The 20,431-nt window shown below is 71.2% G+C and carries 17 protein-coding genes; 10 read left to right on the top strand and 7 right to left on the bottom strand.

All coding sequences use genetic code 11. From position 1 onward, the window contains the following. Nucleotides 1–6 precede the first annotated feature (6 nt). The 7 genes from G4G93_RS06460 to G4G93_RS06430 form a co-directional block, all read right to left on the bottom strand. Nucleotides 7–2,961: a 2-oxoglutarate dehydrogenase E1 component gene (locus tag G4G93_RS06460; RefSeq protein ID WP_165082380.1), complete on the bottom strand. Its 2,955-nt coding sequence runs from the start codon at nt 2,959–2,961 to the stop codon at nt 7–9. Between the two features lie 240 nt (nt 2,962–3,201). Then, nucleotides 3,202–4,086, bottom strand: coding sequence for a succinate--CoA ligase subunit alpha (sucD, locus tag G4G93_RS06455; protein WP_109958687.1), 885 nt, complete (start codon nt 4,084–4,086; stop codon nt 3,202–3,204). A gap of 18 nt (nt 4,087–4,104) precedes the next feature. Further along, the gene (locus G4G93_RS06450; protein ID WP_165082378.1) at nt 4,105–4,467 is read right to left on the bottom strand and encodes a hypothetical protein; all 363 of its coding nucleotides are present in this window, start codon (nt 4,465–4,467) and stop codon (nt 4,105–4,107) included. Between the two features lie 20 nt (nt 4,468–4,487). After that, nucleotides 4,488–5,684, bottom strand: coding sequence for an ADP-forming succinate--CoA ligase subunit beta (gene sucC / locus G4G93_RS06445; RefSeq protein WP_165082376.1), 1,197 nt, complete (start codon nt 5,682–5,684; stop codon nt 4,488–4,490). 75 nt (nt 5,685–5,759) lie between these two features. Further along, complete coding sequence (gene mdh, locus G4G93_RS06440) at nt 5,760–6,722, bottom strand: malate dehydrogenase (protein WP_139033825.1); 963 nt, start codon at nt 6,720–6,722, stop codon at nt 5,760–5,762. Nucleotides 6,723–6,972: 250 nt separating this feature from the next. Then, complete coding sequence (locus G4G93_RS06435) at nt 6,973–7,542, bottom strand: TetR/AcrR family transcriptional regulator (RefSeq protein WP_395413716.1); 570 nt, start codon at nt 7,540–7,542, stop codon at nt 6,973–6,975. A gap of 275 nt (nt 7,543–7,817) precedes the next feature. Next, entirely contained in the window at nt 7,818–8,378 is a 561-nt protein-coding gene (locus G4G93_RS06430) for a DUF533 domain-containing protein (protein ID WP_165082372.1), read from the bottom strand. Between the two features lie 157 nt (nt 8,379–8,535). On the opposite strand from G4G93_RS06430, the gene G4G93_RS06425 reads away from it, so the two are divergent. The 10 genes from G4G93_RS06425 to G4G93_RS06380 all read left to right on the top strand — a co-directional run bounded on the left by G4G93_RS06425 (nt 8,536) and on the right by G4G93_RS06380 (nt 20,220). Continuing rightward, the gene (locus G4G93_RS06425) at nt 8,536–8,688 is read left to right on the top strand and encodes a BrnT family toxin (RefSeq protein ID WP_165082370.1); all 153 of its coding nucleotides are present in this window, start codon (nt 8,536–8,538) and stop codon (nt 8,686–8,688) included. A gap of 344 nt (nt 8,689–9,032) precedes the next feature. Continuing rightward, nucleotides 9,033–10,799, top strand: a complete 1,767-nt coding sequence (locus G4G93_RS06420; RefSeq protein WP_165082368.1) for an SLC13 family permease — start codon at nt 9,033–9,035, stop codon at nt 10,797–10,799. Between the two features lie 96 nt (nt 10,800–10,895). Then, nucleotides 10,896–12,038, top strand: a complete 1,143-nt coding sequence (gene ccmI, locus G4G93_RS06415; RefSeq protein WP_165082366.1) for a c-type cytochrome biogenesis protein CcmI — start codon at nt 10,896–10,898, stop codon at nt 12,036–12,038. A 236-nt stretch (nt 12,039–12,274) separates the two neighbouring features. Next, nucleotides 12,275–12,775, top strand: a complete 501-nt coding sequence (ccmE, locus tag G4G93_RS06410; RefSeq protein ID WP_165082364.1) for a cytochrome c maturation protein CcmE — start codon at nt 12,275–12,277, stop codon at nt 12,773–12,775. A 180-nt stretch (nt 12,776–12,955) separates the two neighbouring features. Further along, nucleotides 12,956–14,953 (top strand): heme lyase CcmF/NrfE family subunit, encoded by a 1,998-nt coding sequence (locus G4G93_RS06405; protein ID WP_165082362.1) that lies wholly within the window; start codon nt 12,956–12,958, stop codon nt 14,951–14,953. Nucleotides 14,954–14,957: 4 nt separating this feature from the next. Then, a complete protein-coding gene (locus G4G93_RS06400) occupies nt 14,958–15,425 on the top strand; it encodes a cytochrome c-type biogenesis protein (protein ID WP_165082360.1) in 468 nt (155 codons plus the stop codon). Then, a complete protein-coding gene (locus tag G4G93_RS06395) occupies nt 15,422–16,417 on the top strand; it encodes a P1 family peptidase (RefSeq protein ID WP_165082358.1) in 996 nt (331 codons plus the stop codon). Before G4G93_RS06400 ends, G4G93_RS06395 begins: the two co-directional genes overlap by 4 nt. A gap of 417 nt (nt 16,418–16,834) precedes the next feature. Further along, on the top strand, nt 16,835–17,227 hold the full coding sequence (crcB, locus tag G4G93_RS06390) for a fluoride efflux transporter CrcB (protein ID WP_206289571.1): 393 nt from the start codon (nt 16,835–16,837) through the stop codon (nt 17,225–17,227). A gap of 74 nt (nt 17,228–17,301) precedes the next feature. Continuing rightward, complete coding sequence (locus G4G93_RS06385; protein WP_165082356.1) at nt 17,302–17,607, top strand: SelT/SelW/SelH family protein; 306 nt, start codon at nt 17,302–17,304, stop codon at nt 17,605–17,607. A gap of 45 nt (nt 17,608–17,652) precedes the next feature. Next, nucleotides 17,653–20,220 (top strand): sensor histidine kinase, encoded by a 2,568-nt coding sequence (locus tag G4G93_RS06380; RefSeq protein ID WP_165082354.1) that lies wholly within the window; start codon nt 17,653–17,655, stop codon nt 20,218–20,220. The last annotated feature ends 211 nt before the right edge of the window (nt 20,221–20,431 follow it).

The following is a 20,431-nucleotide window of genomic DNA, read 5'->3' as shown; positions in this document are numbered from 1 at the left end:
CTGGGATCAGACCGCCAGGGCCTCGTTGAGGAAGGCCTGGAGCTGGTCGAGGTGCTTCGACATCAGGCCGACGGCCGTCGAGGCCGAGGCCGGACGGCCGACGTAGCGCGGACGCTTGGAGGCGGAGCCGGCCTGGTTGAGGACCCATTCCAGGTAGGGCTCGACGAAGGCCCACGAGCCCATGTTCTTGGGCTCCTCCTGGCACCACACCACCTCGGCGTTGCGGAACCGGGAGATCTCGGTGGCCAGCGACTTCAGCGGGAACGGGTACAGCTGCTCGACGCGCATCAGGTACACGTCGGAGATGCCGCGCTTCTCGCGCTCCTCGAACAGGTCGTAATAGACCTTGCCCGAGCAGAGCACGACGCGCCGGACCTTGTCGTCCTTCGACAGCTTCACGCCGTCCTGCGCCTTCTCGGCGTCGTCCCACAGCACCCGGTGGAAGGTCGAGCCCTCGGCGATGTCCGACAGCGCCGAGACCGCCCGCTTGTGGCGCAGCAGCGACTTCGGGGTCATCAGCACCAGCGGCTTGCGGAAGTCCCGCTTCAGCTGGCGGCGCAGGATGTGGAAGTAGTTCGAGGGCGTCGTGCAGTTGGCGACCTGCATGTTGTCCTCGGCGCACATCTGCAGGTAGCGCTCGAGACGCGCCGACGAGTGCTCCGGGCCCTGGCCCTCGTAGCCGTGCGGCAGGAGCATCACGAGACCCGACATGCGCAGCCACTTGCGCTCGCCGCTGCTGATGAACTGGTCGACCACGACCTGCGCGCCGTTGGCGAAGTCGCCGAACTGCGCCTCCCACAGCACCAGGGAGTTCGGCTCGGCCAGCGAGTAGCCGTACTCGAAGCCGAGCACCGCCTCCTCCGAGAGCATCGAGTTGATGACCTCGTAGCGGCTCTGGCCGTCCTTGATGTGGTTGAGGGGCGTGTAGCGCTCCTCATTCTCCTGGTCGATCACCACCGAGTGGCGCTGCGAGAAGGTGCCGCGCTCGACGTCCTGGCCCGACAGGCGGACCCGGTGTCCTTCCGTGAGGAGCGAGCCGAAGGCGAGCGCCTCGGCGGTGGCCCAGTCCAGGCCCTCGCCGGTCTCGATCGCCTTGGCGCGGTTGTCGAGGAAGCGCCGGATGGTGCGGTGCAGGTGGAAGTCCTGCGGCACCGTGGTGATGGCTTTCCCGATCTCCCGCAGGGTGTCGGCCGGCACGCCGGTGCGGCCGCGGCGCGGATCGTCCTCGTCCTCGCGCACCGCCTTCAGGCCCGACCAGCGGCCGTCGAGCCAGTCGGCCTTGTTGGCCTTGTAGGCGGTGGCGATGTCGAACTCGCTGTCGAGGGTCGTGCGGAACTCGGCCTTGCGGTCCTCCAGCTCCTTCTCGCTCACCACGCCGCTCGCGGTCAGCCGCTTGCCGTAGGTCTCCAGCGTCGAGGGGTGCTTGCGGATGATCTGGTACATCTTCGGCTGGGTGAACGCGGGCTCGTCGCCCTCGTTGTGGCCGAAGCGGCGGTAGCAGAGCATGTCGATCACCACCGGCTTGTGGAACTTCTGCCGGTACTCGGTGGCGATCTTGGCCGCGAAGGTGACGGCCTCGGGGTCGTCGCCGTTGCAGTGGAAGATCGGCGCCTCGACCATCTTCGCCACGTCGGACGGATAGGGCGAGGAGCGCGAGAAGCGCGGATCGGTGGTGAAGCCGATCTGGTTGTTGATGATGAAGTGGATCGAGCCGCCGGTGCGGTGGCCCTTCAGGCCCGACAGGCCGAAGCACTCCGCCACCACGCCCTGGCCGGCGAAGGCGGCGTCGCCGTGGATGAGGAGCGGCAGCACGGTCGAGCGCTGCTCGTCGCCGGTCTGGTCCTGCTTGGCGCGCACCTTGCCGAGCACCACCGGATCGACGATCTCGAGGTGCGAGGGGTTCGCGGTCAGCGACAGGTGGACGGTGTTGCCGTCGAAGGCCCGGTCGCTCGACGCGCCGAGGTGGTACTTCACGTCACCCGAGCCCTCGACCTCCGCCGGCGAGGACGAACCGCCCTTGAACTCGTGGAAGATCGCCCGGAAGGGCTTCGACATCACGTTGGCGAGCACGTTGAGGCGGCCGCGATGGGCCATGCCGAGCACGATGTCGGTGACGCCCAGCGCCCCGCCGCGCTTGATGATCTGCTCGAGCGCCGGAACCATCGCCTCCGAGCCGTCGAGGCCGAAGCGCTTGGTGCCCGTGTACTTGAGGTCCAGAAACTTCTCGAAGCCTTCCGCCTCGATCATCTTGTTGAGGATCGCGCGGCGGCCCTGCTCGGTGAACGAGATCTCCTTGTCCTTACCCTCGATGCGCTCCTGGATCCACGCCTTCTCCTCCGGATCGGAGATGTGCATGAATTCGACGCCGAGCGTCTGGCAGTAGGTCCGCTCCAGGATCGCGACGATCTCCCGGATGGTGCCGAATTCGAGGCCGAGCACGTTGTCGAGGAAGATCGGGCGGTCCCAATCGGACTCGGCGAAGCCGTAATGCTGCGGGTGCAGCTCCTCGTGGTCGCCGCGCGGCTGCAGGCCGAGCGGATCGAGCTTGGCGTGGAGATGGCCGCGCATGCGGTAGGCGCGGATCAGCATGATCGCGCGGACCGAATCCTTGGTGGCCTGCTGCACGTCGGCCGGGGCGATGGCTTGGCCATTGGCCTCCTGCTTGGCCTTGATCTTCTCGCCGACCGCCTTCTCGATCTGCGCCCAGTTGCCGTCGAGGGCCGAGACGATGTCGCCGTTGGCGGCGACCGGCCAGTTCGGCTTGGTCCAGGACGCGCCTTCCGCGTTCTTGACCACGATCGCGCTCTCCTCCTTCAGGCCGGAGAAGAAGCTGCGCCACTCGGGGTCCACCGCCTCGGGGTCCCGGGTGTAGGTCGCGTAGAGCTCCTCGATGTAGTCGGCGTTGCCTCCGTAGAGGAACGAGGTTCCGAGGAGGGCGTCGTTCGCGTCCTGGCGTGCCATGGCGATCTGTCTATCCGCGCTGGTCGATCGGTGCGCCGGCTTCTCGGGCCCAGTTGAGGCGGGAGGATGGCGGTCCGTCGACGGTGGGGGCGCCCGGATATCCGGGCGCCAGGGTGTCTTACGAACTCAAGAGAGTTGACGTTTGCTTGCGATATGGGTGCGGAACCGAAATTCCGCACGCCACGCCTGCCATGCGCGGGGCGAAGGGCAAGGGCCGAGGGGCGAAGGATCGAAGGGCGATCAGCCCTTCAGGACCTCGACCAGGGTCTTGCCGAGGCGGGCCGGCGACGGCGAGACGCGGATGCCCGCCTCCTCCATCGCGGCGATCTTGTCCTCGGCGCCGCCCTTGCCGCCCGAGATGATCGCGCCGGCATGGCCCATGCGGCGGCCGGGAGGCGCCGTGCGGCCGGCGATGAAGCCGACCATCGGCTTCTTGCGGCCGCGCTTGGCCTCGTCACGAATGAACTGCGCCGCCTCTTCCTCGGCCGAGCCGCCGATCTCGCCGATCATCACAATCGACTCGGTCTTGTCGTCCTTGAGGAACATCTCCAGCATGTCGATGAACTCGGTGCCCTTGACCGGGTCGCCGCCGATGCCGACGGCCGTGGTCTGGCCGAGGCCCTCGTTGGTGGTCTGGAACACCGCCTCGTAGGTCAGCGTGCCGGAGCGCGACACGATGCCGACCGAGCCCGGACGGAAGATGTTGGCCGGCATGATGCCGATCTTCGACTCGCCGGCGGTGACGATGCCGGGGCAGTTCGGGCCGATCAGGCGCGACTTCGAGCCTTCGAGCGAACGCTTGACCCGCACCATGTCGAGGACCGGGATGCCTTCGGTGATGCAGACGATCAGCGGGATCTCGGCGTCGATCGCCTCGCAGATCGCGTCGGCGGCGCCCGGCGGCGGCACGTAGACCACCGAGGCGTCGGCGCCGGTGGCGTGGCGGGCTTCCTTCACGGTGTCGAACACCGGCAGGCCGAGATGGGTCGCGCCGCCCTTCCCCGGCGAGGTGCCGCCGACCATCTTGGTGCCGTAGGCGATCGCCTGCTCGGAGTGGAAGGTCCCGTTCTTGCCGGTGAAGCCCTGGCAGATGACCTTGGTGTTCTTGTCGATGAGGATGGACATTGAAATCTGAACTCCGGATTAGGCGGCGTGCATCTGGCTGATTTTGTCGGAAAAAGACCGGATCGACCTCCAGACAGCAAAAGCGCTTATGATCGACGACGGCAGGAGCACGAGGCTCAGTAGGATCGTCGATCGCGAAGTGCTGTCGTTATCGATGGCCTCGTTCCCCACGATCACGGGTGGAGCATTTATCTCGGCCGAGCACTCGGCGAACATCCAGATCGGAAGCAGAGCCAGGACCGCAAGTGCGATCCTCCCAGCCAAGATCCCGGCCCGGAGTCCCGCCAGCCACCGAACTCCCCAGACGACACCCAGGACCAAACCGATCATGGATGCCATGAGGAGCACGGGGAGGACGACCAGGATGACGATCAGCTCCATCCCGGGACCCATGCGCCGCGTCAGCCCTTGCGCACCGCCGCGACGATCTTCTGCGCCGCGTCGTCGAGGTCGTCGGCCGGGATCACGTTGAGGCCCGAGGAGCGGATGATCTCCTTGCCCTTCTCGACGTTGGTGCCCTCGAGGCGCACCACCAGCGGGACCTGGAGGCCCACCGTCTTGACGGCCGCGATCACCCCGTTGGCGATCACGTCGCACTTCATGATGCCGCCGAAGATGTTGACCAGGATGCCCTTCACGTTCGGGTCGGCGGTGATGATCTTGAAGGCCGCAGTGACCTTCTCCTCCGAGGCGCCGCCGCCGACATCGAGGAAGTTCGCCGGCTCCTCGCCGTAGAGCTTGATGATGTCGAGGGTCGCCATCGCGAGGCCGGCGCCGTTGACCATGCAGCCGATGGTGCCGTCGAGGGCGATGTAGGCGAGGTCGTACTTCGAGGCCTCGATCTCCTTCTCGTCCTCCTCGGTGATGTCGCGCAGCTGCACGATCTCCGGCTGACGGTAGAGGCTGTTCGAATCGAACGAGATCTTGGCGTCCAGGCACTTCAGGTGCCCGTCCTTGGTGACGATGAGCGGGTTGATCTCCAGCATGCTCATGTCCTTGGCGGTGAACGCCCGGTAGAGCTTGGTGGTCAGATCCTCCGCCTCCTTGGCGAGCGGGCCGGTGAGGCCGAGCGCCTTGGCGACCGCGCGGCCGTGATGCGGCATCACGCCGGTGGCCGGGTCGACCGAGAAGGTGATGATCTTCTCAGGGGTGTCGTGGGCGACCTGCTCGATGTCCATGCCGCCCTCGGTCGAGACCACGAAGGCGACCTTGCCGGTCTCGCGGTCGACGAGCATCGACAGGTAGAACTCGGTCTCGATGTCCGAGCCGTCCTCGATGTAGAGGCGGTTGACCTGCTTGCCGGCCTCGCCGGTCTGCACCGTCACGAGGGTGCGGCCGAGCATCTGCTCGGAGAAGGCCTTGACCTCCTCGACCGACTTGGCGAGGCGCACGCCGCCCTTCTCGCCGGCCTCGGCCTCCTTGAACTTGCCCTTGCCGCGCCCGCCGGCATGGATCTGGGACTTCACGACCCAGAGCGGACCGCCGAGCTCCTTGGCGGCGGCCTCGGCCTCGGAGGCCTTGAAGATGGCGCGGCCGTTCGAGACCGGCAGGCCGAACTCCTTGAGGACGGCCTTGGCTTGATACTCGTGGATGTTCATGGGGCGACACGCTTTCTTTTCGTCGGGCAGGCGGGCGGAAGGCGGCGCGGAAAGATCCCGCGCCGCTCAGATGGGCTACGCCAGCGCGCCGTTGATGCCCTTGCAGGCCTCGACCAGGCCCTTCACGGAATTGACCGACTTCTCGAACATCGCCTTCTCCTCACCGGAGAACTCGACCTCGACGATGCGCTCGACGCCGTTCTCGCCGATCACGATCGGCACGCCGATGAACAGGCCGTCGACGCCGTACTGGCCGGTGAGGTGGGCCGCGCAGGGCAGGACCCGCTTCTTGTCCTTGAGGTAGCTCTCGGCCATCGCGATGGCCGACGCCGCCGGCGCGTAGAAGGCCGAGCCGGTCTTGAGCAGGTTGACGATCTCGCCGCCCCCTTTACGGGTCCGCTCGACCATGGCGTCGAGCTTCTCCTGGGTGGTCCAGCCCATCTTGACGAGATCGGGCAGCGGCACGCCGGCCACCGTCGAGTAGCGCACCAGCGGCACCATGTCGTCGCCGTGGCCGCCGAGCACGAAGGCGGTGACGTCCTCGACCGAGACCTGGAACTCCTCGGCCAGGAAGTGGCGGAAGCGGGCCGAGTCGAGCACGCCGGCCATGCCGACGATCTTCTTCGGGTCGAGGCCCGAGAACTTCTGCAGCGCCCACACCATCGCGTCGAGCGGGTTGGTGATGCAGATCACGAAGGCGTTCGGGGCATGGGTCTTGATGCCGGTGCCGACCGCTTCCATCACCTTCAGGTTGATGCCGATCAGGTCGTCGCGGCTCATGCCGGGCTTGCGCGGCACGCCGGCCGTCACGATCACCACGTCGGCCCCGGCGATCGCGCTGTAGTCGCTGGCGCCGCTGTACTTGGCGTCGAAGCCGTCGACCGGAGCCGACTCGGCGATGTCGAGGCCCTTGCCCTGCGGCACGCCGTCGGCGATGTCGAACAGCACGATGTCGCCCAGCTCCTTGAGGCCGGCGAGGTGCGCGAGCGTGCCGCCGATCTGTCCAGCGCCGATGAGCGCGATCTTCTTGCGTGCCATGTGAGAACCGATCCTTCGCGGTGTGGTGGAACCGTCGTGGGCCGGGGTCCGCTCGCGAGGAGCCCGCGCCGGCGGGTGCCTCTTTGGCGAAAAAAGCCGTGGCCGACAACCCGAAGGCCTTGCACGGCGCCCGCAGGCACGGCCGAGACGGCACTTCCGGGGCGTCGCCGGATTTATTTTCTCTTTGAAATTCAGCGATTTGCTGATGGCGGGAGGCGACGGTTACAGTTTCGACCGTCTGTCAGCGCCCTTAGAGGGTTCCGATGCGCAGGATCCGCAGCATCGCCCGGATGACCGCGCCGAGGCGTGCCTCGATCAGGTCGCGGGGCACCTCGACATCGAGCTGGATCGAGACCGGGTGCAGGAAGCGGTGGCTGGTGTCGAAGATGAAGGCGAGGCCCCGCTCGCGGTCGCGCAGCGAGAAGGTGCCGGCATTCATCCCCTCCTCGATCACCCGCTCGACCAACTGGCGCAGGCGGCCGCGGTGGCGCCGGGCGATCGGCCGGGACTCGACGGTGGCGTCGCGATGGACGGCGAACAGGTGCGGATCGCGCGCCAGCACCTCGCGCTGCATCGAGGCGAGGGCCAGCAGCAGGCGTTCGAGCTTGTCGTCGGCAGGGTCCGGCGCGTCGGCGATGGCGCCGAGCTCGGCCTCGACCTCCCGCAGCCAGCGGCCCGCCACGGCGTCGACGAGCGCGGTCTTCGACGGGAAGTAGCGGTAGACGTTGGCGTGGGTCATGCCCGCCTCGGCCGCGACCCCGACCACGGTCACCTGCCGGTGGCCGAGCCGGCGCAGGTGGTCCGCGGCGATGGCGAGCAGCCGCGCATCGGCGGAGGGCGGCGCCGGCCGGTTGCGGGGGCCGGATCCGGGCGAATGCGTCCCGGAAGAATTCGGCCCGGCGCCGCTCGGGCCGGTGGGAGGAAGCCCGTCCGCCGGGTTCGGCTCGTCGCGGGACTGGGCGCCGGGTCGGCTGCGGGGCATGGAACTCGAAAACGGTCGGGATCGGAGGCGCGACGGTCCCGTCAGGGTAACGGTCCGCCGGCGGCAAGAGAAGCCCCGAGGGAAACCCCTGCCGGCGCCACGAGCGCGCAGTCTCAGACCCGGTAGCGCCGGTGCAGGCTCGATACGACGTCCTCCGCCAGGCCCAGCCGCTCGGCCAGGTAGGCGAGGTAGAGCTGGTTGACCCTGCGGCGCTGGTCGACGGCGAGCAGCGAGGCGACGTAGGCATAGGCGCCGAGATCGGCGTCCAGGATCGCGTCGAGCAGGTCGCCCAAAGCCAGCGGCGCGGCGAGCGCCTTGTCGAGGCGCTGGCGCTCGGCCTCCGCGGCGCTGATCCGGGCCAGCGCGTCCCGCACCGGGGCCGGATCCTGCCGGCGCCCCTGCGCCAGGAACGCCGCCGCCATCGCCTGGATCACGAGGTCGCGCTGCGCCGGCTCCAGCACCCGCAGGTTCAGGGTCAGCGGCACCAGGGTCTGGTGTCGGTTCTGCAGGAAGGCGTGCAGCACCTTCTGGCTCAGGGCCTCGGTCACCACCGCGTCGGCGCGGCCCGCCCGCCGGTCGCGCCGCGAGGCCCGGGCCGTGACGGCCTCCGGTTCGTCGGTCTCCCCGGCCGGGTCGCCGCGCCCGAAGGCGCGGGTGAGGAAGGCGAAGCTCATGCGGGGTCTCGGGTCCTGCGGTCGGGCACCAACGTGCGACCGCCCGGCGGGCTCCGCCGGATCAGCCTCCCGCGACAAGGCACAGGGTGAGTTGTCGCGTACGCCTCCTCATGGCCAGCGTCGCAGGCTATACGGAAATCCCGCATAGTCCCCGCCCATGACGGCCGATCGGTTCGACCCTGCCAAGGACGCGATCGATCGCCAGAAGCACGAGCTGTCCTTGGCCTTCGGCGACCAGATTCTCGAGGACGGCACTCATTTGCTCATCCCGTCGATTCGTGAGGTCGACGGAGACGAGAGGGTCAAGTAAGTGGCTGCGCACAGGGGCGCGCGCCTTTTGGAAGCATGCCCTGTTCGCGTCGCTCCCTGACCCCCTGCATGGTTCGGCCTTCTTGCACCGCGCTCGCGCGATCGTCGATCGCCCGCACCCGTCTCCAGGCAATCCCGCGCCCGCTCTTTCATCCGGGCCGCGAGGCTGAATCCGGAGCGCCATCGGCGGAACGGTGCCGGCCGCGCAAACTCTTCGCGTGCCCGCCCTGGGCGGCGCCCCGCGCGGCCCAATCTAGGAAGGCCCGATACCCCGCAGCAGGATCACCGCCCCGGCATGACACGCGCCCGAACCGTCGCCCGGAGCCTCCCCGCAGGATCCCCGGCATGACCCTCGACCAGGGCCTCGCCTTCGGCCTCATCGGAGTCACCGTCCTGCTCTTCGTCTGGGGCCGGCTGCCCTACGACCTCGTCGCGCTCCTCTCCCTCGTCGCCGCCGTGGCGCTCGGGCTGGTGCCGGCCGCGAAGGCCTTCGACGGCTTCGCCGACGACGTGGTGATCATCGTGGCGAGCGCGCTGGTGATTTCCTCCGCCGTGTCGCGCTCGGGCGTCGTCGAGAGCGCGATGCGACCGCTCCTGCCCTACCTCCGAAAGCCCCGGCAGCAGGTGCCGGCGCTCGCCGGCGCGGTGATGGGCCTGTCGGTCTTCACCAAGAACATCGGTGCCCTCGCCATCTTCATGCCGGTGGCGTTGCAGCTCGGGCGCAAGACCGGCACGTCGGCCTCGCTCCTCCTGATGCCGATGTCCTTCGCCTCGCTGATCGGCGGCCTCGTCACGCTCGTCGGCACCTCCACCAACATCATCGTCGCCAAGGTGCGGGCCGACGTGACCGGCGAGCCCTTCGGGATGTTCGACTTCACGCCGGTCGGCCTCGGGCTGGCGGTTGCCGGCCTCGCCTTCCTGTCGGTCGGGTACCGGCTGCTGCCGCGGGACCGGCGCCCGGCGGGCTCGCTCGCCGCGGCGTTCCGGATCGAGGCCTACACGACGGAGGCCTGCCTGCCGGCGGAGTCGCCCCTCGTCGGCGCCACGGTGGGCGAGCTGGAGGCGCTCGGCGACGGCGACGTGACGGTGGCGACCGTCATCCGCGAGCGCTTCCGCCGCTACGTGCCGGGACCGGACTGGCGGCTCGCCGCCGGCGACGTCCTGCTCCTCGACGGCGAGCCGGAGGACCTGGAGCGCCTGGTGGCGCGGGCCAAGCTCACGCTCGTCGGCGCCCAGCCGGCGGGGGCCGAGATGACGGTGATCGAGGCGGTGATCCCGGACGGCTCGGCGCTCGCCGGCACCAATGCCGCGGCGGCCGACCTCGCGGCGCGCTACGGCACCGCGCTCCTCGCGGTCAGCCGCTCGGGCGCGGCGATCACCCGGCGCATCGGCAGCGTGCGCCTGCGGGCCGGAGACGTGGTGGTGTTGCGCGCCGAAGCCGAGCGGCTGGCCGACGTCCTCACCGAGTTCGGCCTGCTGCCGCTGGCCGAGCGCAAGCTGGCGCTGGGCCACAGCCGCCGCAGCTACATTCCGATCGCGGTGCTGGCCGGCGCGATGGCACTGGTCGCCCTCCACGTCGTGCCGGTGGCGATGGCGTTCTTCGGCGCCGCGGTGCTGCTGCTGGTCCTGCGCGTCATGACCATGCACGAGGCCTACGAGACGATCGAATGGCCGGTGATCGTGCTGCTCGGTGCGCTCATCCCGGTGAGCGACGCGGTGCGGGCGACCGGCGGCACCGACCTGATCGCCGGCGCGCTCTCGCACGCGATGCAGACGGTGCCGCCGATTGCGGCGATCGGCCTCCTGCTCATCGCCGCCATGGCGGTGACGCCGTTCCTCAACAACGCCGCGACGGTGCTGGTGATGGGGCCGATCGGCGCGAGCCTCGCCCTGAAGCTCGGGCTCAACCCCGATCCGTTCCTGATGGCGGTGTCGGTCGGCGCGGCCTGCGACTTCCTCACGCCGATCGGCCACCAGTGCAACACCCTGGTGATGGGCCCGGGCGGCTACCGCTTCGGCGACTATGCCCGCCTCGGCCTGCCGCTCTCCCTCATGGTGATCGTCGTCGGCACGCTGCTGATCAGCCTGTTCTGGCCGGTGGCACCGCGCTGAGGAGGCGGCCGGTTCCCGGCGGGATGGCCCGTGCGTGACACCGTGTCGCCACGCTCGCGAATCGTGTCGCTCCCGGGGGAGCGATACAGAAGCGTCATGACGGCGATCTGGCTCATCTTCGCGCTCATGACCGGCCTGGCGGTGCTCGCCCTGCTCTGGCCCATGTCGCGCCGCCCGGCCCTCGCGGGCCTCCCCGAAGGCGAGGCGCGGATCGCCACCGAGACCGGCTTCTATCGCGACCAGTTGCGCGAGATCGACCGCGACGCCGCCCGCGGGCTGCTCGCCGCGCCGGAAGCCGAGGCCGCCCGGGCCGAGGCCGCGCGCCGCCTGCTGCGGGCGAGCCGCGAGCCCGGCCGGAATCCGGGTGCGGTCGGCGAGCCGGCCCTGCGCCGGCGCCGCGCCGCCTCGGCCTTCGCGCTCTCGACGGTGCCGCTGGTGGCGCTCCTCGTCTACGGCATCTACGGCTCGCCCGACCTGCCGGCCCAGCCCCAGGCCGAGCGCCTGGCCCATGCCAGGTCGGCCGGCAACGACCTCGCGGCGGCGGTGACGCAGATCGAGGCACACCTCGCCAAGGCCCCGGAGGACGGGCGCGGCTGGGCGGTGCTGGCCCCGGTCTACCTGCGCGTCGGGCGCGTCGAGGACGCGATCAAGGCCTACGAGAATTCCCTGCGGATCCTCGGCGACGACGCGACGCGGCTGGCCGATTACGGCGAGGCCCTGACGGCGGCGGGCGACGGCGTCGTCTCCTCGAAGGCCCGCGACGCCTTCGAGCGGGCGCTCAAGCAGGATCCCAAGGCGGTCAAGCCGCAATTCTACCTCGCCCGCGCCGCCGAGCAGGACGGCGACCGCGCCCAGGCCCGCAGCCGCTATGCGGCGATGGAAGCGGCCGCGCCCCCCGACGCGCCCTGGCTGCCGATGGTGCGCGACAGCCTCGCCCGCCTCGACGGCACGGCGCCCGCTGCGGCGGCGCCTGGCAAGGGGCCCGGCATGAGCGAGGAACAGCGCGGGATGATCCGCGGCATGGTCGAAGGGCTGGCCCAGCGCCTCGCCGAGAAGGGCGGCTCGCCGGAGGAATGGGGCCGGCTGGTGCGCTCCTACATGGTCCTGGGTGATCGCCCGAAAGCGGAAGCGACCCTGGCCCAGGCACGGGCAGCGCTCGGAAGCGATGCCGGCAAGCTGGCGCCGGTGGAGGACGTGGCGCAGGAGCTGGGATTGGGTGCCGCGAAGGCGGCGCCTTGAGAACCGCCCCCCAACCCTCCCCCCTCTGCGGGGGAGGGTTGGGGGGCGAGCGTCCGAAGGGCGAGGCATCGGCCATCACCCCGCGGCGAGCCTCAGGCTTTTTTCCGCCTCGCCGCGCGCCCCGCGTCGTAGCAAAAGATACCAACAGAGCCGGCGCCTCGATGCCGGCCTTCGGGAGACGCCCCTGATGACGCGCACCGCCCTCCTCTCCCGCCACCCGGCCTGAGATCCGCATCATGACGCGCCGGCGCCGCCGTTCCGTCCTCATCGTCGTCTGCGGCGCCGTGCTGGCGGTGGCCCTCGGGCTCGTCCTCTCGGCGATGCGCGACACGATCGTGTTCTTCCGCTCGCCGACCGAGGTGGCGAGCCAGAAGGTCGCGCCGGGCACGCGCTTCCGCCTCGGCGGGCTGGTCGAGGCCGGCTCGCTCAAGCGCGAGGCAGACGGGCACGTGGAATTCGCCGTCACGGATACCGGCTCGACCGTCCCGGTACGCTACCGCGGCCTGCTGCCCGACCTGTTTCGCGAGGGGCAGGGCGTGGTGACCGAGGGCGTGCTGCAGGCCGACGGGACCTTCCGCGCCGACACGGTGCTGGCCAAGCACGACGAGACCTACATGCCCCGCGAGGTCGCCGACGCCCTCAAGGCGCAGGGGCGCTGGCAGGAGGGCGGCGCGGCCGCCCAAGGCGCCCCGGCGCAGGGCCAGGCCGGACCGGTCTCGCGCACCGCCACCCAGTAGGCCCGTCCCGTGCGACCGCAGATCTGCGGCGGAAGGTCTGCGGCGGAAGGTCTTGGCGGCTCGCCGCCGGAAGCGGACTAAGGTGACGGCCGCGACCCGCCGTGGCAGGACGCGGGGTCGGGAGACCCGTCGGCCGATCTTCCGTCCCTATGGACACACGCTTACCGAAAGGTCGCCCTGGTGCTGATCGAGGTTGGTCATTACGCCCTCGCCCTGGCGCTCGCCCTGTCGTTGACGCAGATGGTGATGCCGATCTGGGCGAGCCGCACCGGCGACCCGGTCCTGCGCAGCGTGACGGTGCCGGCAGCGCTCGCCACCTTCCTGTGCATCGCCTTCTCGTTCGGGGCGCTCACCTACGCCCACGTCACCTCGGACTTCTCTGTCCAGAACGTCGTCGAGAACTCCCACTCGATGAAGCCGCTGATCTACAAGATCTCCGGCGTCTGGGGGAATCACGAAGGCTCGATGATGCTCTGGGTGCTGATCCTGGCGCTGTTCGGCGCCGTGGTGGCGCTCGCCCGCAATTCCGTGCCGCCGACCCTGCGGGCCAACACGCTCGGCGTGCAGGCCGCGATCACGGCGGTGTTCCTGCTGTTCATCCTGATCACCTCGAACCCGTTCACCCGGCTCAACCCGGCCCCGATCGAGGGGCGCGACCTCAACCCGCTGCTCCAGGATCCCGGCCTCGCGATCCATCCGCCGCTGCTCTATCTCGGCTATGTCGGCTTCTCGATCACCTTCGCCTTCGCCATCGCGGCCTTGATCGAGGGCCGGATCGACGCTGCCTGGGCGCGGGCGGTGCGGCCCTGGACGCTGGCGGCCTGGTGCTTCCTCACCGTCGGCATCGCCATGGGGTCGTACTGGGCCTATTACGAGCTCGGCTGGGGCGGCTGGTGGTTCTGGGACCCGGTCGAGAACGCCTCGCTGATGCCCTGGCTCGCCGGCACGGCGCTCGTCCACTCCACCGTCGTGATGGAGAAGCGCGACGCGCTCAAGGTCTGGACGGTACTGCTCGCCATCCTGACCTTCTCGCTGTCGCTGCTCGGGACCTTCCTGGTGCGCTCCGGCGTGCTCACCTCGGTCCACACCTTCGCCACCGACCCGACCCGCGGCACCTTCATCCTCGGCATCCTGGTGCTGTTCATCGGCGGCTCGCTGGCGCTCTACGCCTGGCGGGCCCCGACCTTGCGCCAGGGCGGGCTGTTCGCGCCGATCTCCCGCGAGGGCGCGCTGGTGATGAACAACCTGTTCCTGTCCGCGGCCTGCGCCACGGTGCTGGTCGGCACGCTCTATCCCTTGGCACTGGAATCGCTGACGGGGGAAAAGATCTCGGTGGGCGCGCCGTTCTTCAACCTGACCTTCGTGCCGCTGGCGGTGCCGCTGCTCCTCGTGGTGCCGTTCGGCCAGACGCTGGCCTGGAAGCGCGGCGACCTCGCGGCGGCGAGCCAGCGGCTGTTCGTCGGCTTCGCGATCGCGCTCGTCGTGGCGCTCGTCGCCATCGCGGTCACCTGGGGCGGGCCGGTCGGCGCCCCGCTCGGCATCGGGCTCGGCGCCTACCTGATCCTGGGCGCCGTCCTCGAAATCGTCACCCGGGCGCGGGGCAAGACCTTCGGCCTGTCGCTGCGCCGGGCCGCCGGCCTGCCGCGCTCGGCCTGGGGCACGGCGCTGGCGCATGCCGGCGTCGGCGTCACAGTGATCGGCATCGCCGCCCAGGCCTGGAGCGTCGAGGCGCTGGCCACCCTGCCTCGGGGCGGGGAGCTGCGCGCCGGGCCCTACGTCGCGGTGCTGGAGGGCGTCCTGCCCCGCACCGGGCCGAACTACACCGAGACCGTCGCCCACCTGACCATCCGCGAGGGTGGCGTCCCGGTCGGCGTGCTGGAGCCGGGCAAGCGCTTCTACGCCTCGCGCAACATGTCGGTGAGCGAGGCGGGCCTGCTGACCATCGGGGTGAGCCAGGTCTATGCCAGCGTCGGCGAGACCGGGACCGACGGCCGCGTCGGCATCCGCCTCTACTACAAGCCGCTGGTGCTGCTGATCTGGCTCGGCGCCGTGGTGATGGCGCTCGGCGGCGGTCTCTCCCTCACCGACCGGCGCTTCCGCGTCGGCGCCCCGGCCCTGAAGCCGGCGCCCCGCGATGCCGCCGGCCCGGTGCCGCTCCACTCGGTTCCCGCGGAGTAGGCCGATGCGCGTTCTCCGCTCCGCCGTGCTCGCCCTCGCTCTCCTCATGCCCGCCGCCGCCGGCGCGGTGCAGCCCGAGGAGGTGATGAAGGATCCGGGGCTCGAATCGCGGGCCCGGTCGATCTCGGCCGGCCTGCGCTGCCTCGTCTGCCAGAACCAATCGATCGACGATTCCGACGCGCCGCTCGCCCGCGACCTGCGGCTGATCGTGCGCGAGCGCCTGCGCCAGGGCGACAGCAACGACGCGGTGGTCGATTACGTGGTGCAGCGCTACGGCGAGTTCGTGCTGCTGCGCCCGGTGCTGGCCTGGCACACCGCCGTGCTCTGGCTGACCCCGGTCATGGTGGTCGGCCTCGGCGGCCTCGCCCTCTGGGCCGCCGCCCGCCGCCGCAAGCCGGCCCCGCCCCGGGCGCTCTCGGCGGCCGAGGAAGCCGCGGTCGCCGACCTGGTGCGCCGGGCCGAGCCGCGGTGAGCGGCGGCCTCACCGACATCGCCGGCATCCGCGTCGGCCATGCCGAGGATGCCCGCGCCCTCTCCGGGGTCACCGCGATCGTCTTCGATGCGCCGACGGTCGCGGCCGTCGATATCCGCGGCGGCGGGCCGGGCACCCGGGAGACCGACCTCCTCGATCCCGAGCGCACGGTGACGGGGGTCGATGCCCTGGTCCTGTCCGGCGGCTCGGTCTTCGGCCTCGACGCCGCCGGCGGCGTCGTCGCCTGGCTCGCCGAGACCGGTCGCGGCTTCGCGGTCGGCCCGGCCCGGGTGCCGATCGTGCCGGCGGCGATCCTGTTCGACCTCCTCAACGGCGGCGACAAGGCATGGGGCCGGTACGCGCCCTACCGCGACCTCGGCTACACGGCCGCCGCGGCTGCCGGCGCCGGTCCGGTGGCGATGGGCTCGGTCGGGGCCGGACTCGGGGCGCGGACCGCCACCCTCAAGGGTGGGCTGGGCAGCGCCTCGGCCGCGGTCGAGGGCACCGGGGCCCGCGTCGCCGCCCTGGTGGCCGTGAACGCGCTCGGGCGGGTCACGGTCGGGGACGGCCCGCATTTCTGGGCCGGGCCGTTCGAGGAAGGCGCCGAGTTCGGGGGCCTAGGCCCCGCGCCGACGATCCCGCCCGACGCCTTCGCCTGGCCGAGAAAGCCGATGCCCGGCGCCAACACGACGATCGCCGTGGTGGCGACGGATGCCCGCCTGACCAAGGCCGAGGCCCGCCGCCTCGCCGTGACGGCACAGGACGGGCTCGCCCGGGCGATCGTGCCGGCCCACACCCCCCTCGACGGCGATCTGGTCTTTGCCGCCGCCACGGGCGCCGTGCCGCTCGCCGATCCGGTCGGCGACCTCGCGCGGCTCGGCGACGCGGCGGCGCGGGTGCTGGCGCGGGCGGTGGCCCTGGGGGTGTACCACGCGAGCGCCCTGCCGGTGGCGGGAGCGCAAGCCACGTGGCGGGACCGGTTCGGGGGGTGAGGGAATACCCGCCACCCACCCCACCCACTCTCCCCTGTCCCGGACGACGGGAGCGTCGGCGAAAGGAAATTCCGGTACCGGCGGAGGAAGCGCCGCGCAGCGGCTCTACCTTTGCGCGTCGCCGACTGGCGGACGCTTCGCGAGGTTTCGTTGCCGGATCCCGGACCTCCTTCCGCTATCGCTTCGGTCGTCCGGGAAAGGGCCGGGCTGATACCGAGGTATTGGTGCGGAGCGGATGGACATGGCGGTCACGATCCGCCTCCGATCTGACCTAGCGGCACCGCCGGGGAACTTCCATCACGCTCGCATGACGAGGCGTGGCATCGCGGCACCGGCCGAAACCCGTTGCGGCGCGCGGAGCACGGTTGCACGCAGCGTCATCGTCGCGCGCGCGGGCCCATGGCAGAAGTTCCGGGCATGAACGGAGGCGTCGAGGCGGTGAGCTACCTGGTGGTCTTTCTCGGGGCCGGGCTCGGCGGGGCCCTGCGCCACGGCGTCAATCTGTGGGCGGCGCGGGCGGGCAGCAGCTTCCCGTTCGGCACGATGATCATCAACATCGCCGGCTCGGTGCTGATGGGGGTGCTCACCGGCTGGTTCGCGGCGCGGGGCGGCGGGCCGCAGGCCCTGCGGCTGTTCCTCACCACCGGCATCCTCGGCGGCTTCACCACCTTCTCGACCTTCTCGCTCGAGGCGTTCCTGCTGTGGGAGCGCGGCGCCCACGCGGCGGCGCTCGCCTATGTCGGGGTGTCGGTCGCGGCCGGCATCGCCGGCGTCGCCGCGAGCCTGCTGGTGCTGCGCCAGCTCGCCTGACCCCTCAACCCGCGAGCGAACCCGCGCGTGATGCCGGTTGACAAGCGGGCCGATCGGAGGCGGAGTCTCCCCCGATGAGCGACACCGCCCCCCGTCCAGAGGCCGAGAAGCCCCGCATCGCCATCACCTACTGCACCCAGTGCAACTGGCTGCTGCGGGCCGGCTGGATGGCGCAGGAGCTGCTCTCGACCTTCCGCGACGCCCTCGGAGAGGTCGCGCTGATCCCCGGGACCGGCGGTGCCTTCGCGATCACCTGCGGCGACGCCGTGATCTGGGAGCGCAAGCGCGACGGCGGCTTCCCCGACATCAAGACCCTCAAGCAGCGGGTGCGCGACCGGATCGAGCCCGGTCGCGATCTCGGCCACCTCGACAGGGCCTGACGCCTTGAGCATCCCGCGCCGCCCGCGCGCCACAGGACCGAGACCATGATCCGCCGCCGGCTCAACGCCCTGCGGCGGGACGGGCTCTCGACCCAGGTCTACCTCGTCGCCCTGGCGATCGCGCTGATCGGGCCGGGCCTGATCTTCACCGCCGTGCTGCTCGGCCGCTACGCCGCCCTGGAGCGGATCCGCTTCGAGCAGGATGCCCGCGAGAGCGTGCGCGGCATCGCGCTCAGCATCGACCGGGACATGGCCGGTCTGGTCTCGGTGCTGCAAACCCTCGCGGCCTCGCCGCGCCTGCGGCAGGAGGGCTTCGGCCGGACCGGGCTCGCCGGCTTCGAGCATCAGGCCCGGGCGGTGAGGGACACGATCGGCCTCAACCTCTCCTTGCGCCGGCCGGACGGGACCCAGCTCGTCAACACCGCCCTGCCCCACGAGGCGCCGCTGCCGCAGGACCCGCATCCCGAGGATGCCGCGGTGCTGGCGACGCGCAAGCCCGTGGTCGGCAACGTCCGGGCCGGCGCCCCCGGCCGGCCGCCGACCTACGACGTGGCGGTGCCGGTCATGATCGAGGGTGCGCCGGCCTACGTGCTCAGCCTCTCGGTGCCGGTCGCCCGGCTGCACCAGATCCTGATCGAGGATCTCGCGCCGGGCTGGACGACCGCGATCATCGACCGCAACGGCCTGCTGCTCGCCCGTTCGGAGGACCATGCCAGCCTCGCCGGCCAGCCGATGCAGGCCTCCTTGCGCGGCGCCCCGACCGGCGCCGCCGACATCTGGGAGGGGGTCGACCGGCGCAGGCGGCCGGTCCTCTACGTCGAGACCGCCGCGAAGGCGGCGGGCTGGACCGTCGGCGCCAGCATCCCCAAGCAGCAGGTCGAGGCGCCCTTGCGCCACTGGGTCCTGGCCTTCGGGGGGTTCGGGCTCCTGGCGCTGGCGGTGTCGTCGATCCTGGCGGTGAAGCTGTGGGCACGGGTCGCCGAGCCCCTGCGCCAGCTCGCCAATGCCGGGGGTGCGCTCGCCATGGGCCAGCCGGTGCCCCGGGTCTCGACGCCGATCCGCGAGATCCGCCAGCTCGCCGACACGCTGGCCGACGCCTCCCAGAGCCTGCGCCGCCGCATCGCCGAGCGCGACCGGGCGCTGGCCGAGCAGAGCCGCGGCCTCGTCGCCCTGCGCGAGAGCGAGGCGCGCTTCCGCCACATGGCCGATTCCGCCCCGGCGCTGATCTGGATGACCGATGCCGCGGGCGAGGTCGCCTTCGTCAACATGCATTACGAGTACCTGTTCGGCCGCTCGACCGAGACCCTGCGCCAGGGCCGCTGGCGCGAGATCATCCACCCCGACGACCTTCCCGGCTTCGAGGAGACCTTCGAGCGGGCCTTCGCGGCGCGCACGCCCTTCCGCTGCGCCACCCGGGTGATCGACAAGCAGGGAGCGGTCCGCTGGATCCTGTGCGAGGGCGTCCCCCGCCTCGACGATCACGGCCGCTTCCTCGGCTATACCGGCTGCAACGTCGACGTCACCGAGGCCAAGGACGCCGAGGCGGCGCTCCGCGAGGGCGAGGAGCGCCTGCGGCTGGCGCTCGCCGCCGGGCGCCTCGGCACCTGGGAGATCGACCTTTCCTCCGGGCAGCACCGCCTCTCGGCCCGCTCGGCGGAGATCTTCGGGCAGGCGCCTCTCTCGCACGAGGCCTGGACCCGCACCGTGCATCCGGAGGACCGGGCGCAAATCGAGGCGGCGCTCGCCGCGTTGCTGGCGGGCGAGGCCGAGTACCGCACCGAGTTCCGGATCCGGCGGGAGGCGGACCGGCTGCGCTGGGTCAGCGCCCAGGCGATCGTACAACGCGACACCGGCGGCCGGGCGCGCCGGGTGATCGGCATCCACCAGGACGTGACCGAGGGCAAGCGGGCCGAGGAGCACCTGCGCCTCCTGGTGCACGAGCTGAACCACCGGGTGAAGAATACCCTCGCCACCGTGCAGTCGATCGCGATGCAGAGCCTGCGCGGCCTCGACGGGCCGGCGGCGGCGGCCGCCCGCGCGGCCTTCGAGGCGCGGCTGATCGCGCTCGCCCGCGTCCACGACGTCCTCACCCGCGAGAGCTGGGAGGGCGCGGAGCTGGCCGAGGTGGTCAGGGACGCGCTCGCCCCCCTCGACGGCCCGGCCGCCCAGCCGCGCTTCCTCGTCGGCGGCCCGGCCCTGCGCCTGCCGCCCCGCATCGCCCTGTCGATCGCCATGGCGTTGCACGAGCTCGCCACCAACGCGGTCAAGTACGGCGCCCTCTCGGTGCCGGCCGGCCAGGTCGCGCTGTCGTGGAGCCTGGCCGAGGGACGGCTCACCCTGCGCTGGCAGGAGCGCGGCGGCCCGCCGGTGGTGCCGCCGACCCGCACCGGCTTCGGCTCCCGCCTGATCGAGCGCAGCCTCGCCCGCGAGCTCGACGGCACGGTCAGCCTGAGCTTTCCGCGCGAGGGCGTGGTCTGCACCATCGTGGCGCCGTTGGGCGAGCCGGGGGCGGCGCGGCCGGAGGAACGGCGAGAGGACCGCCAGGAGGGGGGCGAGGAGGGACGCGCGGCGAGCGGCGCTCCGGCCCGGCGCCGGGCGGCGGGACAGGGGTGAGGCGCGGGCCTTCCTCCCCGCCCGCGAAGAGCCGTCCGGAAAAATGCTTTCGAAAACAAGCCCGGCATCGCCCGGAAAGGGGATCCCGCGCCCTGTGCTCGAACCGAAATCGACCCGAACGGCCCTGCGTTGGGGGAAGTAGGCCGGCCGGGCGATTGCTGAGGGCGGGGTGCGTCCCATATCGGCCGGAGCCGAGGGCCCGTCCCGCGCC

The organism is Methylobacterium sp. DB0501 (assembly GCF_011043735.1).
Taxonomy (GTDB): Bacteria; Pseudomonadota; Alphaproteobacteria; order Rhizobiales; family Beijerinckiaceae; genus Methylobacterium; species Methylobacterium alsaeris.
Note: the sequence above shows the minus strand (reverse complement) of the source record. Positions and strands in the feature narration are given on the sequence as shown.